General features: G+C 62.5%; 12 protein-coding genes and 3 pseudogenes. 12 read left to right on the top strand and 3 right to left on the bottom strand.

Annotation, left to right across the window (positions count from 1 at the left end):
• Window positions 1–9: 9 nt before the first annotated feature.
• Window positions 10–945 carry a hypothetical protein gene (locus tag MTX23_RS21525; protein ID WP_280972199.1) on the top strand — a complete coding sequence of 312 codons (936 nt, stop codon included), beginning with the start codon at window positions 10–12 and terminating at the stop codon, window positions 943–945.
• A 358-nt stretch (window positions 946–1303) separates the two neighbouring features.
• Here MTX23_RS21525 and MTX23_RS21520 read toward each other — a convergent pair whose 3' ends face one another.
• On the bottom strand, window positions 1304–1498 hold the full coding sequence (locus MTX23_RS21520) for an enoyl-CoA hydratase/isomerase family protein (protein ID WP_348637572.1): 195 nt from the start codon (window positions 1496–1498) through the stop codon (window positions 1304–1306).
• A gap of 64 nt (window positions 1499–1562) precedes the next feature.
• On the opposite strand from MTX23_RS21520, the pseudogene MTX23_RS21515 reads away from it, so the two are divergent.
• From MTX23_RS21515 to MTX23_RS21495, 5 genes and pseudogenes are all read left to right on the top strand, one after another.
• Window positions 1563–2303 (top strand): annotated as a pseudogene (locus tag MTX23_RS21515) (MFS transporter); the annotation flags it as partial.
• Window positions 2300–3175, top strand: coding sequence for a glycine reductase (locus tag MTX23_RS21510; protein ID WP_280972198.1), 876 nt, complete (start codon window positions 2300–2302; stop codon window positions 3173–3175). The pseudogene MTX23_RS21515 and the gene MTX23_RS21510, both read left to right, overlap by 4 nt.
• 66 nt (window positions 3176–3241) lie before the next feature.
• Window positions 3242–3610, top strand: coding sequence for a hypothetical protein (locus MTX23_RS21505; RefSeq protein WP_280972197.1), 369 nt, complete (start codon window positions 3242–3244; stop codon window positions 3608–3610).
• Complete coding sequence (locus tag MTX23_RS21500) at window positions 3558–4475, top strand: hypothetical protein (RefSeq protein ID WP_280990691.1); 918 nt, start codon at window positions 3558–3560, stop codon at window positions 4473–4475. The genes MTX23_RS21505 and MTX23_RS21500 overlap by 53 nt, the downstream gene beginning before the upstream one ends.
• A gap of 89 nt (window positions 4476–4564) precedes the next feature.
• Window positions 4565–5238 (top strand): annotated as a pseudogene (locus tag MTX23_RS21495) (cupin domain-containing protein).
• Window positions 5239–5514: 276 nt separating this feature from the next.
• On the opposite strand, the gene MTX23_RS21490 reads toward MTX23_RS21495, so the two are convergent.
• Entirely contained in the window at window positions 5515–6399 is an 885-nt protein-coding gene (locus MTX23_RS21490) for a LysR substrate-binding domain-containing protein (RefSeq protein WP_280978138.1), read from the bottom strand.
• Window positions 6400–6539: 140 nt separating this feature from the next.
• Between MTX23_RS21490 and MTX23_RS21485 the strand changes: the two genes are divergently transcribed.
• The 5 genes from MTX23_RS21485 (at window position 6540) to MTX23_RS21465 (ending at window position 12272) form a co-directional block, all read left to right on the top strand.
• Window positions 6540–7301, top strand: coding sequence for an SDR family oxidoreductase (locus MTX23_RS21485; RefSeq protein WP_280972195.1), 762 nt, complete (start codon window positions 6540–6542; stop codon window positions 7299–7301).
• A gap of 19 nt (window positions 7302–7320) precedes the next feature.
• Window positions 7321–8169, top strand: a complete 849-nt coding sequence (locus MTX23_RS21480; protein WP_280972194.1) for a transketolase — start codon at window positions 7321–7323, stop codon at window positions 8167–8169.
• Window positions 8166–9182, top strand: coding sequence for a transketolase family protein (locus tag MTX23_RS21475; protein WP_280972193.1), 1017 nt, complete (start codon window positions 8166–8168; stop codon window positions 9180–9182). The genes MTX23_RS21480 and MTX23_RS21475 overlap by 4 nt, the downstream gene beginning before the upstream one ends.
• Window positions 9183–9360: 178 nt before the next feature.
• Entirely contained in the window at window positions 9361–10386 is a 1026-nt protein-coding gene (locus tag MTX23_RS21470) for a TRAP transporter substrate-binding protein (protein WP_280972192.1), read from the top strand.
• A gap of 5 nt (window positions 10387–10391) precedes the next feature.
• A complete protein-coding gene (locus MTX23_RS21465; RefSeq protein WP_280972191.1) occupies window positions 10392–12272 on the top strand; it encodes a TRAP transporter large permease subunit in 1881 nt (626 codons plus the stop codon).
• Between the two features lie 13 nt (window positions 12273–12285).
• On the opposite strand, the pseudogene MTX23_RS21460 reads toward MTX23_RS21465, so the two are convergent.
• Window positions 12286–13040 (bottom strand): annotated as a pseudogene (locus MTX23_RS21460) (IS5 family transposase).
• 469 nt (window positions 13041–13509) lie between these two features.
• Here MTX23_RS21460 and dusA point away from each other — a divergent pair.
• On the top strand, window positions 13510–14469 hold the full coding sequence (dusA, locus tag MTX23_RS21455) for a tRNA dihydrouridine(20/20a) synthase DusA (RefSeq protein WP_280972190.1): 960 nt from the start codon (window positions 13510–13512) through the stop codon (window positions 14467–14469).
• Window positions 14470–14579 lie beyond the last annotated feature (110 nt).

Below are 14579 nucleotides of genomic sequence, written 5' to 3'. Positions count from 1 at the left end.
GAGATTGTCATGTCAACGATCACGATGCGCGATATTCCCGTGCAGAAAAACTCCGCACCAGCTACCGATGCGCAAAAGGCGGCGCGATACTACAATTCCGGCACTGCATTTCAGTTGGAGCAGAGTGCTGTGCCACCAGCTACATTCGTCAATGAAGCTAAGAAGGCACTCGATCCCGACGCTCGAACTGGCATTATCTATTGCGATAGCTCGGCTGCATTGGGACTGAACGATCCGGCCACTACTCCAAATGTTCTGGCGCGCTATGTCGTGGTCCGGCCTGGGGAGCAACTGAAGCTCGCTGCAGCTGCGTCAACGATGATTTTCTACTGCATCACCGGCTCTGGGCAGGTGGGAGATGGGGACGCAGTCATCGAGTGGCAGACAGGGGACGTCTTTTTAATGCCCGGTGATCAAGCAATTTGCCTGCGTTCGCGGGGAGATCGCAATACTGTCTTGTGGGCGGTCGGTGACGATCCGCTTCTCCGCTTCATGGATCTGAACGCAAAATCGGCAGCCGAGTCATCGATTGCTCCTGTTCACTATCCCGCAAAGGAGATCAGGCGCCAGATGGATCTGATCTATTCGGCGGAGCAAGAGGCGGATACAGCGGGGCGAGCGATCATCTTTTCCAGCGAAAACCATGATGCGAGCCGGAACATCGCGCCCGTGCTTACCCTTGCCTTGAATACTCTTGATCCTGGCATGGAAACGCGGCCGCACAGGCACAACTCAGTAGCCGTGATGCTGGTTCTGGCGGGAAAAAATTGCCATAGCGTCGTTGATGGCTATATCAAAGAATGGTCTGAGCTTTCCACGACGATAACTCCGCCATTTGCTTGGCACTCGCATCACAACAATGGTGGAGTTCGCGCGGAGTTGCTGATTGTTCAAGATGGCGACATATTCACGCATGCGAGAGTGAACGGCTTCAGTTTTGCCTAGAGCGATTCGAGCAAAGCGCTCCTACGAGTATAAGCGACTTACCGCGCCTCTCCTTTTTGGGGTCAGCCATCGTATACCGACCTACGCGCTCCTTCAGCCGTTCGGTTCGCTTCGCTGGCCCCGGTTACCAGAATGCGCAATCATTATTTTTCCGAGCCTCGTGTGGAAACAGGAGGATCCCTCGCTCACGTGTTTCGAATTGTCATATTGAAACTCGGCGTAGAGCGCAGGGAGAGCAGGATGCGAGGCGCAGGAGTTGTTCCTCATACCGTTTGAGGCAATTGGAGTGAATCCTCGGCCTGCGTGGGCCGAGGTAATCACGATGGCTGCTTAGAGCCCCTGGAACTGTGGTTTACGCTTATCGGTAAACGCCTGGATCGCTTCCGGTCATGAGATATTCCTTCGCTCGGGCGTATCCAATCAGTTGGGGCCAAATGATCGCCCCACCGTCGCCCGCAACCACACCGGCCCTGACATGCGGGTCGCCGATCGTGGCATCGTCCGCCATGTAAATGATATCGCAGAAGAGGGCGATCGTGGCTCCCAGTCCCATGCACGGACCGTTCACTTTTGCGATTATCGGCTGCTCAAGGTCGAGGAGGAAGTAGATGATCCGCTTGGCGCACACCATGAACCTGTGGGCGCCCTACCTCTTTGCCGCGACGTTTATCGGCCAGGCGGCGGTTGCCGCGCTCTCCGCGGTCATTCTGGCGGGCGTTGAGCTTCCTCCGCTGAGAGCAGTTCATCTAAGCGCCGGAAGGCCGCTCGCTGTCATCGCCCGGCAGCCGCGCTTCATCCTCGCCGTGATCTGGGGGGGCGTCTCCTACCTGCTCATGAATTTCCTCATGACGGCAGCGCCGCTGGCGATGAAGCTTTGCGGCCTGTCCCAGGAATCGGCCAATCTCGGTCTGCAGTGGCACGTCATCGCGATGTACGCCCCGAGTTTTTGGTCCGGCCGCTTGATCACGCGCTTCGGCGCATCCGCGATCGTCGCGGTCGGGTTGGTGCTGGCGGCCTCTTCGTCGGTGGGCCTGCTTGGGATCGATGTCGTGCATTTCTGGGCGACGTTGAGCCTGCTCGGGATCGGCTGGAACTTCGGGTTCATCGGCGCGTCGGCGATGGTTCTGGAGTGCCATCGTCCCGAGGAAAAGGCGCGCGTTCAGTCGCTCAACGACTTCGTGGTCTTCGGCACGATGACCGTCGGCTCCTTCCTCTCGGGCGGGCTGCTGTCGGCCTTCGGCTGGTCGATCGTCCTGATGCTGTCTTTCGCGCCACTGCTCGGCGCGTTGCTGACACTCGTCGGCTTTTCATGCCGGACCCGCACCACGAAGTTAGCGTCTCGAGGAGAATCCACATGACCGCAGCGGAAACCCCGGTTCAATATATGGAGCGAACGCGCCACTATTACCGTGCTCTCGGTTACGACAACGACTATGTCTGGGCGACCTTTGATGATGTCCCCTTCACCTTGCCTGCCAAACCGTCGTCGGACCTGCGCATCGCACTGATCACCACGGCCAGCCCGGCGGACTTTGACGGCGTGAAGCGGGTGTGGTCCGGTTTGGTTTCGCCGCCGCCCAAGAGGCTGTTTACCGACAATGTTGCATGGGACAAGGAGTCGACCCACACCAATGACCCGGGCAGCTTCTTGCCAATAGAGCCCGCTTTCGGATTGGTCGGCGAAGGATCACTCGTCGGACTGACCCGCCACTTTCACGGTGTGCCGACAGAATACAGCCAACGGAAAACGAACACCGAGGATGCACCTGAAATCCTGGCGCGGGTTCGAAAAGACGGGGCGGATGCTGCGATCCTTTGCCCCTTATGCCCTGTTTGCCATCAGACCGTAAGCTTGGTGGCCCGGCATCTGGAAGCGAACGGCATTCCGACCGTCATTATCGGCTCGGCGCTGGATGTGGTGGAGCACTGCGGCGTTCCAAGGTTCTACTTCACGGATTTTCCGCTGGGCAATCCGTGCGGGCATCCGTGGCGACCCGACATGCAGCGCGAAATCGTGCGCCAGGCGCTTACGCTTTTTGAAACGGCGACGGCGCCGCGAACGACTGTCAAAGCGCCATTTGCGTGGAAGGAGGACGGTTCCCTCTGGCGGCCTCGATATGGGAGAGTAAATCCGGGGGATCGAGAGCGGCTGCTCAAGCTGGGCGATGAGCGCCGCCAGCGGCAAGCCAAAGCCAAGCGGGCTTCCGTGGAGGGAGGGTCATCAAAATGACGGGCGTCCTTGAGGATCGTTACGGTAACCGCTTGAGCACAAGTTCTGCCGCCGCCCGCGACGCCTATGTCGCCGGCGTCGACAAACTGCTCTCGGCCGGCTCGGGGATTTGACCGGGCATTCCGCGACGCGATCGCCGCCGACGAAGGTTTTGCTCTGGCGCACATCGCGCTTGCGCGAACCCTGCAGGTGCTCGGTCGCGGCAACGAAGCCAAAGCGCCGCTCGAACGCGCTCTGGCGCTGGCGCCGGCTACGACTTCGCGCGAGCAAGGTCATATTGCGATCTTTGCCAAGATCCTGAGCGGTCAAGGCGCTGCGGCGGTTTCGGCGATCGCCGAACATATGAAGCACTCGCCGCGCGATGCCATGGTGCTGGGATGCCATGGTGCTGGCACCGGCCACCGGTGTCTTCGGCTTGATCGGCTTCTCGGGTAAGTCCGGCCGCGAGGTTGAGCAACTGGCGATGCTGGAGCCGCTTGCAACCCACTACGGCGATGACTGGTGGTTTCGAACCGTGCTCGCCTTTGCCGAAATCGAGCTGCACAGGCTCGACAGCGGTTTCAACAATATCGAGGCCGCGCTTCGCGGCTTTCCGCGCAACGCCCACGCTGCGCATATCAAGGCCCACCTGTTCTACGAGAAAGGACAGCGCGAGGAAGGGCTGGCTTACCTCGGGCAATGGAACGCCGACTACCCGCGCGAGGGGCAACTGCATTGCCATATCAATTGGCATCTTGCGCTCTGGTCGCTGGAGACCGGCAGGCGGGATCAGGCCTGGAAGATCTATCGTGAGGCGCTGCATCCGGGCGGCTCGTGGGGGCCGCAAATTAATGTCCTTACCGATTGCGCTTCGTTCCTTGCACGCGCCGAGATGGCGGGCGAGCCGCGAGATCCGGGACTGTGGAGAGAGATCAGCCAGTATGCGGCGAAGTGGTTTCCCAACTCAGGGATCATCTTTGCCGACATGCACAGTGCGCTTGCCTTTGCAATGGCCGGCGATGCGGAGGCGCTGGCGCGGATCATCGAGAACCCGAAGGGACCCGCCGCGGACATTGTGGCACCCATCGCGCGCGGCTTCGATGGTTTGGCCAAAGGCGACTGGACACGGGTCGTCGATGAGCTAAGGCCGGTCCTGGCAACCCACGAAAGGGTTGGGGGCAGCCGCGCCCAGCGCGACTTGCTGGAATATTCCGTGACTTGCGCCTTGCTGCGCAGTGGTCGAGCCGACGACGCGCGGCGACTGATCGCGTCACGACGGCCGCAGAATCCGGCGAGCGGCGTTCCGCTCGCGGGGATCTGACGTCAGCAGTGTTAGGTACCTGCAATGGCAAGAGGATCCAGCATAGCGAAAGGTAAGTTTCGGACCGTGCGACCCTGAGGAGAGCGACGATGCGCATCAACGATGATCTATCGAAGCCTGTTATCGTTCACGCCGCGAAACTGGACTGGGTGGCCAGTCCGTCGGCCGGCGTGGATCGGCGCATGCTGTTTCGAATTGGCGGCGAAGTCGCGCGCGCCACCTCGATCGTGCGCTATGCTCCCGGTAGCATCTTCCCGCGTCATACGCATGGCGGTGGAGAAGAGATTGTCGTCCTTGAAGGTATCTTTCAGGATGAGCATGGCGACTATCCCGCGGGCAGCTACTTCCGCAATCCGCCGGGGACGTCACATGTCCCCGCTGCGAAGGAGGGCTGCACCATCTTCGTGCGGCTCTGGCAGTTCCGGGACGAGGACCGGACCCAGGTCGTGCGTCAGCCGGGGCAGGGCCAACAGGTTGCGCCGCGCCCCGGTGCAAGCAGCGCTAGCGTTCTATTTGACGACGGCCACGAGGAGGTCCGCCTTGAAGACTGGGTGAGGTCATCAGCCTGGCGAATGCGCGCGGGCTCGAGTTCCTTGTCCTATCGGGGGGACTAACGATCGGGGATGAGACGCTGCAGCCGCAGAGCTGGGGGCGGCTACCCGCCGGCGTCGACCTGAAAGCGACGATTGGCCCGCAAGGCGCGAGTATCTGGATGAAGGAGGCGCCGCTGCTGCATCCGGATGTCTGTCGACTTCCCGGGTAGCCGGTACAGTTCTGATCGCCCCTGCGTCGAGATGGCACGCAAGCGGCCTCTTAGTCGTGCGCGACGACCAGGGCATTCTGACACGATCTGTCCGACACACCACGGTATTTCGCGTTTCAGAATAGTTCCTTGCGACTGCGATGCCCAGTATGAGTTGCGATGGGGCAAGCTTTAGCAGGCTGTTGAAAAAGAGAACGATATTCTCGTTCTGATTCCAATTTGTTCGCCTTCGGATTCGACTCTGTTCATGGCGAAAATGACTTTTTCAACAGCCTGCTAGCGCTTCGGCGGCGCCAGCTCCGCCATGATCCAATCGGCGAATGTCCGAACCGCGCGGCGCTGCCGGTTGGCACGGGGGAACACGAGATGATGGCCGACATAGCGGACATCGACGGCGCGGCCGGCCAGCGGAGCGACCAATTTGCCCGTCTCGATTTCGCGTTCGGCAAGCCGCGTCGACTCCAGAGTGATGCCGAGACCGCTCGAAGCCATGGCGATCGCAAGGAAGCTGCGGTCGAAACGCATGCCATGAATCGCGGGTGACTCAAGCCCGTTCGCGGCGAACCATTGATGCCATTGCACCTGCTTGACGTCTGAACGGATGAGTACCTGGCCGAACAAATCCTTCGGCTTGCGAATTTTCTTTGCAAGCGCCGGCGTGCACAGCGGCGTCACGGTCTCCTCGCCGAGCGGGATGATTTCCAGGGCCTCGCTTCTGGGCTGACCGTAGACGATATCGAGATCGAAATCGTCGTTGCTGAAGCGGGCATATTCGGTGCTGGCGGCGAGCCGCACTTCGAGCTTGGGTTCGGCAGCGATGAATTGGCCAAGACGCGGCGCCAGCCACTGCGCCGCGAAGCTCGGCGCGCAATGCACGCGAAGCAGTTGCGGCCCGCGGCCGGCGACCTCCTCGATGCCGCGCCGCAGATTGTCGAACGCGGCCCCGGCATGACGCATCAGGTTATGTCCGGCCGGCGTCAACCGGATCGATCGGGCGCTGCGCTCGAACAGCGTCGTACTCATCGTGCTTTCCAGCTTGCGGATCGCGTGACTGACGGCGCTCGGCGTCAGGTGGAGTTCGCTGGCGGCATCACGGAAGGAGCCGGTGCGCGCGGCCGCCTCGAAGGCGCGGATCGCCGAAATCGGGATACTGGACAGCAACATCCGATAAGTGAACCAGATTCATCTGTCGGCGACAACTGCGCGTTTGTCGCCACCGCCGCTCAGGCGTAGTCGATAGCGTCAAGAAGACGGGCGCCGATCGACGGTGCCTTGCGGGGTCGAAGGTCAGGGAGGAAGGCATGCTGCTACGCGGCAAGACGGCAGTCATTTCAGGCGCAGCCTCAGCGCGGGGGATAGGGCTGGCGACCGCGCGACGGTTTGCGGCGGAAGGTGCCCGGGTTGCGATCCTCGATCTCGACGGCGCCGCGGCGGAAGCCGCAGCGAAAAGCCTGGAAGCCATTTCCGGTGAGCCTCACATCGGCCTGACCTGCGATGTCGCCGACCAGAAATCCTGCGCGAAGGCGATCGAGGCCATCGCCGCCGTCTTCGGCCAGATCGACATCCTGATCAACAACGCCGGCATTACCCAGCCGGTGAAGCTGCTCGACATCACGCCGGCGGACTGGGACCGCATCCAGAACGTCAATCTCAAGGGCGTGCTGTTCCTCTCCCAGGCAGTGATCCCGCACATGCGCCGTCGCAAGTCCGGGTCGATCGCCTGCATGTCGTCGGTCTCGGCGCAGCGCGGCGGCGGCATCTTCGGCGGTCCGCATTATTCGGCGGCGAAGGCCGGCGTGCTGGGCCTGGCCAAGGCGATGGCCCGCGAGTTCGGCCCCGACGGCATCCGCGTCAATTGCGTCACGCCGGGTCTGATCGGAACCGATATCACCGCCGGCAAGCTCACTGATGAGATGAGGGCAAAAATACTTGAAGGCATTCCGCTCGGCCGCCTCGGCCAAGCCGAAGACGTTGCGGGGATCTACACCTTCCTTGCGTCTGACCTGTCTGCCTATGTCACGGGGGCGGTGATCGATGTCAACGGCGGTATGCTCATCCACTGAGCGCGAAAGGAAGATCGCCATGGGAAATGCTGGGATGATTGCCAACGCGCCGACGCTGGCGCAGCGCGCCCACAATGTCCGCCGCAACGCGCTGCGGATGGGTGAGGTCCAGGGTCAAGGCTACATCGCGCAGGCGCTCGATATCGCCGACGTGCTTGCGGTCGCCTACTTCCATGCCATGCAATACCGGCCGGAGGAGCCGTCCTGGGAAGGGCGCGACCGCTTCCTGCTCTCAAACGGCCACTATGCCATCGCGCTCTATGCCGCCCTGATCGAGGCCGGCATCATTCCGGAAGCGGAGCTGGAAAGCTATGGTAGCGACGAAAGCCGCCTGCCGATGTCGGGCATGGCCTCCTACACTCCGGGCATGGAGATGTCGGGCGGCTCGCTCGGGCTGGGCCTTGCGATCGGTGTCGGCATGGCGCTCGGTCTGAAGCGGAAGGAATCGAAGGCGCGGATCTACACGCTGTTCTCCGACGGCGAACTCGACGAAGGCTCGGTTTGGGAAGCGATGATGTCGGCCGCTCACCACAGGCTCGACAATCTGATTGCCATCGTCGACGTCAACAACCAGCAGGCCGACGGCCCTTCGACGGAAATGATGGCGTTCGAGCCTCTCGTGGAAAAGCTCAAGGCGTTCGGCTGGTTCGTGCAGCGCGTCGATGGCAATGACCTCGATACGGTGGTGGCCGCCTTCGATGCCGCCAAATCCCATCCCGAGCCTAAGCCGCGCATAATCGTTGCCGACACGCTGATGGGCAAAGGCGTGCCGTTCCTGGAGCAGCGGGAGAAGAATCATTTCATCCGGGTCGAGCCGCACGAATGGCAGCTCGCTCTGCGCGCACTCGAAGCAGGGAGGCCGTCATGAAGCCCGCCGCACCAACCATGCCGTCGGGCAAGTCGCGACTGACCACCTCGGCCATGATCGCCTCGATCGCCGCCGAAGGGCAACGAACAAAGCCCGCGCCTTTCGGGCATGCGCTGGTCGAGCTCGCGCGCAGCCGCCCTGACGTGATCGGCATGACCGCCGATCTTGGCAAGTACACGGACCTGCACATCCTCGCCAAGGCGTTTCCTGATCGCTACTACCAGATGGGTATGGCCGAGCAGCTTCTGTTCGGTGCCGCCTCGGGGCTGGCTGCCGAAGGCTTCACGCCCTTCGCAACAACCTATGCGGTGTTTGCGTCCCGGCGCGCCTACGACTTCATCCATCAGACGATCGCGGAGGAAGACCGCAACGTGAAGATCGTCTGCGCGCTGCCCGGCCTGACCTCCGGCTATGGCCCGAGCCATCAGGCAGCCGAGGATCTCGCGCTGTTCCGCGCCATGCCGAACATGATCGTGGTCGACCCCTGCGATGCGCACGAGATCAGGCAATTGGTGCCTGCCGTCGCTGCCCACCAAGGCCCGGTCTATGTGCGGCTGCTGCGCGGTCAGGTGCCGCTGGTGCTGGACGAGTACGATTACAAGTTTGAGCTCGGCAAGGCGTCCCTGATCCGCGACGGCGGCGATGTGCTGATTATCTCCACCGGCATCATGACCATGCGCGCGCTCGAGGCCGCAAAGGCGCTGGCCGGCGACCGCGTCGATGCGGCCGTGCTGCACGTCCCAACCATCAAGCCGCTCGATGCGGCAACGATCCTGCGCGAGGCCGGAAAGCCAGGCCGCATGGTCGTCGTCGCCGAGAACCACACGGTGATCGGCGGCCTCGGCGAAGCGGTCGCCGGCCTGCTGATGCGTTCCGGGGTTCATCCCGCCTTCGGCCAGATTGGTCTGCCCGACGAATTTCTCGCCGCCGGCGCGCTTCCGACTCTACACGACCGCTACGGAATTTCGACCGCGGAAGTATCAAGGCAGATCAAGCAGTGGCTTGGGCGCTGAGGCCTTAGCCGCAGCTCCACAACAGACCTTGGCCACGTCCTTTGCTTCGCAGCTCCGCTGCGGAGAGCGATGGCTGCCGCCCTTCGCCGGCCTTCTCGCGCCGGTCAACAAGAAAATCAACGGGAGCAACCGTTGCTGCCAATCCGCCAGTCGGAGCCAGAATCTCAAGGAGGAAACGATGAGCACGCGCAAGCTGATAACCGTGAGCCGCCGCACGTTGATGATGGGCGCGGCCGCCGTTCCGCTCTGTGGCATTCTTACCCGCCGCGCTTCCGCGGCGGAGTTCACTTACAAGCTCGCGACCGGGCAGGATCCGACACATCCGGTCAACATTCGCGCCAAAGAGGCGGCCGATCGCATCCGCGAGGCCAGCGGCGGTCGGCTCGAGATCAACATCTTCCCGGCGAACCAGCTCGGTTCGGACACCGACCTGCTAACCCAGGTGAGAAATGGCGGCGTCGAGTTCTTCAACCTGTCCTCGCTGGTCCTCGCGACGCTGGTTCCGGCTGCGGGAATCGCAAATCTGGGTTTCCTGTTCACCAGCTATGATGCGGTCTGGAAAGCGATGGATGGCGATCTCGGCGCCTACATCCGTGCGCAGATCGCCAAGACGCCGATCATGACGGTATCGAAGGCCTGGGATAACGGCTTCCGTCATGTCACTTCATCGGGCCGCGAGATCAAAACGCCTGACGATCTGAAGGGCTTCAAGCTTCGGGTGCCGGCAGCGCCGAATCTTACTTCGCTGTTTCAGGCGCTTGGCGCAGGTCCCGCCCCGATCAATTTCAACGAGGTCTACTCCGCGCTGCAGACCAAGGTCGTCGACGGGCAGGAAAATCCGCTACCGATCATTGCGACCGCGCGCCTCTACGAGGTGCAGAAGAGCTGCAGCCTGACCGGCCACGTCTGGGACAACTACTGGATCCTCGGCAACAAGCGGGCATTCGAGAAACTGCCAAAGGATCTGCAAGCGATCGTGACCCGCGAATTCGACAGCTCCGCGGACGACGAACGTGCCGATATCGCAAAGCTGAGCGACGCGCTGCGGTCCGATCTGGCGGCGAAAGGCATTCAGTTCCTGGAGGTCGACCGTGCAGGCTTCCGGCAGGCGCTGGCCAAAACGAGCTTCTATGCCGATTGGAAGGCCAAGTTTGGCGAGGAGGCTTGGACGCAGCTGGAGAGAGCCGCAGGAAAGCTGGGGTGAGCGCCATGGCCCATGCACCTGCAACCGAGTTGGAGGCTGCCAAGGCGCCTCTGTCCGGATGGCGCGGTGGCGTTGCACGCCTGACCCGCGTGCTCGAGCCGGCCGTTGCCATTCCCGCCGCGCTGTTGGTCGTCGCGGAGATCGTTGTGCTCCTGCTCGGCATCATTGCCCGTTACGTCTTTCATGCGCCGATCGTGTGGACGGACGAACTGGCCGGCATCCTGTTCCTGTGGCTGGCGATGCTCGGCTCGGTCATCGCATTCCAGCGCGGCGAGCATATGCGGATGACCGCGATCGTCGGCATGCTCGGTTCGTCTGCACGAGCGTTTCTCGATGTCGTCGCTATATCGGCGTCGCTGGCTTTCCTGCTTCTCGTCATCCATCCCGCCTATGACTTCGCGGTCGACGAGGTCTATGTCCGAACGCCGGCACTCGACATCGTCAATTCCTGGCGGGCGGCCGCGTTGCCGCTGGGCATCGGACTGATGCTGGTCGTCGCGGTGCTGCGTCTGGCCGCGATCGCCGATTTGCGCAGGGGGCTTGCGGCTGTCGCCCTGGTAGGCGCTCTCGTTGCTGTCCTCGCGCTTCTGGCGCCTGTGCTGAAGCCATTGGGCAACTTGAACCTGCTCATCTTTTTTGTGTTCCTAGTCGGCGCCATGGTCTTTGCGGCGGTTCCGATTGCCTTTGCGTTCGGCCTCGCCACGGTCGGCTACCTCACCCTGACCACCAGCACACCGAGCGTGGTCGTGATCGGCCGGATGGATGAGGGCATGAGCCATCTGATCCTGCTGGCGGTGCCGCTGTTTGTCTTCCTCGGCTTGCTCATCGAAATGACCGGCATGGCCCGGGCCATGGTGAGCTTCCTCGCCAGCCTGCTCGGGCACGTCCGCGGCGGCCTGCACTACGTGCTGGTCGGAGCCATGTATCTCGTCTCCGGAATCTCCGGCTCCAAGGCCGCCGACATGGCAGCCGTTGCTCCTGTGCTGTTTCCCGAAATGAAGGCACGCGGCGCCAGGCCCGGCGACCTCGTGGCGCTGCTCTCTGCAACCGGGGCGCAGACGGAAACCATCCCGCCTTCGCTGGTGCTGATCACGATCGGCTCAGTCACGGGCGTGTCGATTGCCGCGCTTTTCACGGGCGGCCTACTACCGGGCATCGTGCTCGCGGTCACGCTTTGCGCCGTGGTCTGGTGGCGTTACCGCCGCGAGAACCTATCGCATGTCAAGCGGGCGACGGGGCGCGAGATCGGCCGTGCCTTCGTGGCCGCCATTCCCGCCATCGCGCTGCCCTTCGTGATCCGGGCGGCGGTGGTGGAGGGCGTTGCCACCGCGACCGAAGTGTCCACCATTGGCATCGTCTACGCGATGCTCGCAGGACTGTTGATCTACCGGCAGTTCTCCTGGCGGCGCCTCTATCCGATGCTGGTCGAGACCGCCTCGCTCTCCGGCGCCATCCTGCTCATCATCGGCGCGGCCACCGGCATGGCCTGGGCGCTGACGCAATCCGGCTTCTCGGCTTTGCTCGCGAAGGTCATGACCGCACTTCCAGGTGGCGTCTCGATGTTCCTTGCCGTTACCATTGTCGCCTTCGTTATCCTGGGCAGCGTGCTCGAAGGCATTCCGGCCATCGTCCTGTTCGGGCCGCTGCTGTTTCCGATCGCACGGCAGGTCGGCGTGCACGAGGTGCATTATGCAATAGTCGTCGTGCTTGCGATGGGTATCGGCCTGTTCGCGCCGCCCTTCGGCGTCGGCTACTACGCCGCCTGCGCGATCAGCCGCATCAATCCGGACGAAGGCATGAAGCCGATGGCCGCCTACATGATCGCACTGCTGATCGGCACGATTATTGTCGCCGCTGTGCCGTGGATTTCGATCGGGTTCCTCTAAGGTCCGGACTCAATCAGGTCCACCAAATGATAGCGGCAGCAAGATTGACGGCCGAGAGGAAGTTTCTGGCGAGCTTGTCATAGCGGGTTGCAATGCGCCGCCAGTCCTTGAGCCTGCAAAACATGCGCTCGACGAGGTTGCGCCGCTTGTATGCGGCGCGGTCGAACGGATGGAAGCGTTTTCGGGTGGGATTGTTTGGGATGACCGGGGTTGTTCCCCGTTCGATGAGGAATTGCCGCAGTTCGTTCGCGTCATAGGCCGTGTCGGCCGCACAGCAACGCGGTGGTGGCAGAGAGCTGAGCAGGGGCAGCGCCGCGCGGATGTCACCACGCTGACCTGGCGTTACTTCGAGCGCGATGGCGCGTCCGAGACTGTCGCAGACGGCGTGGATCTTGGTGGTCCTGCCACCGCGGGAACGACCGATGGCCTGAGCCTCCGCCCCCCTTTTCCACCGGCCGCCGCACGGTGCGCCTTGGCGGTCGTGGAATCGATGGCCTGGAAGTCGTCATCGGGCGACAGGCCCCGAAGTGCTTCGAACAGATTGCGCCAGACCTCGCGCCGCGACCAGCGGTTCCAGCGATTGTAGACGGTCGTGTAAGGGCCGAACACTGCCGGGCAATCGCGCCAGCGGCAGCCGGACTTCAACACATGGATGATGCCACTGATCACGCGGCGATCATCGACTCGACGAGCGCCGGGCTGATTTTGCGGCAGCAAGGGCTCGATTGCTGCCCACTGCCGATCATTCAACCAAAACTCGCCCGCCATGATCCAAGCCCCGCAAATGCAGAGCTTGAATCATATCTCCACGTAAAATTATACATCTGATTGAGTACAAACCTAGCATGATCCGGAAAAGTGGAAACCGGTCTTCCGAGAAGATCATGCTCAAACAAAGAGATCAGATCATGATGCAATTCCGTGGAAACGCATCATGATCCAGCAGAGCCTGTATCGCCGCAGTCAGAGGCGGCGGTAGAGGTCCGGAGCGGACGACGGCTCTTGACCACGCGCCCGACCTGGGCGGTCGACTATGGTGTCGGCATCTGCGAGAGCGTAGACGGTTTGTCGCGCTTCGGCCGACGTGCACCCGCGAAGCTACTTTGCATGGGGTTGTTTTCGATATTTTGGTCGGGCCGGACCTGCTTCGCCCGGCAGCGGTTCCAAACATCGTGTTGCATTGCGCCGGGCTTGCGCGTAAGCAGTTGAGATGGAATGGAAATTTTCCGTAGCCCCCATGATGGATTGGACTGACCGGCACTGCCGCGTCTACCATCGGCTGATGTCGCGGCGGGCGCGGCTCTATACGGAGATGTTGACGACCGGCGCGGTGATCCACGGCGATCGGGTTCGGCTGCTCGGACATGATGCGAGCGAACATCCCGTGGCGCTGCAGCTTGGCGGCTCCGATCCGCGCGATCTCGCGACGGCCGCCAGGATCGGCGAGGACGTCGGTTACGATGAGATCAATCTCAATGTCGGCTGCCCCTCCGACCGCGTGAAGGAGGGGCGGTTCGGCGCCTGCCTGATGGCCGAACCCGCGCTGGTCGCCGACGGTGTCGCTGCCATGAAGCGCGCGGTGAGCATTCCAGTCACGGTGAAATGTCGGATCGGCATCGACGATCAGGATCCGGAAGTCGCGCTCGATGTGCTGGCGCGCGGGGTGATTGCGGCGGGGGCGGATATGCTCATCGTGCACGCCCGCAAGGCCTGGTTGAACGGATTATCGCCGAAGGAGAACCGCGAGATCCCGCCGCTCGACTACGATCGCGTCTATCGCCTGAAGGCGGCGCTGCCCGGCGTGCCCATCATCATCAATGGCGGCATCGCGAGCCTTGCCGAGGCACGGCAGCATCTTGCGCATGTCGATGGCGTGATGCTCGGGCGGGCGGCCTATCAGGAACCGTGGCGGCTGCTCGCCGTCGATTCCGAACTGTTCGGCGAGGCGTCGCCACATGCGACGATGAAGGACGTGTTCGCGGCCATGATGCCCTATATCGAGGTGCAGCTCGCGCTGGGGACCCGGCTGCATTCGATCACGCGGCACTTCGTTGGCGCCTTCCATGGTGTCCCCGGCGCGCGGGCGTTCCGCCGCCATCTGGCGGAGAACGGCGTCAAGCCGGGTGCCGGCGCCGATGTGCTGCGCGATGCGATCGCGCTGGTCGACGACCGCGCGCCCGCGTCGATCGCCGCCTGAACGGACGCCGGCCGGGCAACACGTGTCCTTACCTTTCGCCCGAGGTGGCGAAGATCCGGGCGATCGCATGGCTCATCTCGTCGCCCTCGATTGGTTGCATCGCGGTTAGA

Source organism: Bradyrhizobium sp. ISRA436 (genome assembly GCF_029910015.1).
Taxonomy (GTDB): domain Bacteria; phylum Pseudomonadota; class Alphaproteobacteria; order Rhizobiales; family Xanthobacteraceae; genus Bradyrhizobium.
This window is presented reverse-complemented; position numbering and strand designations above follow the sequence as displayed.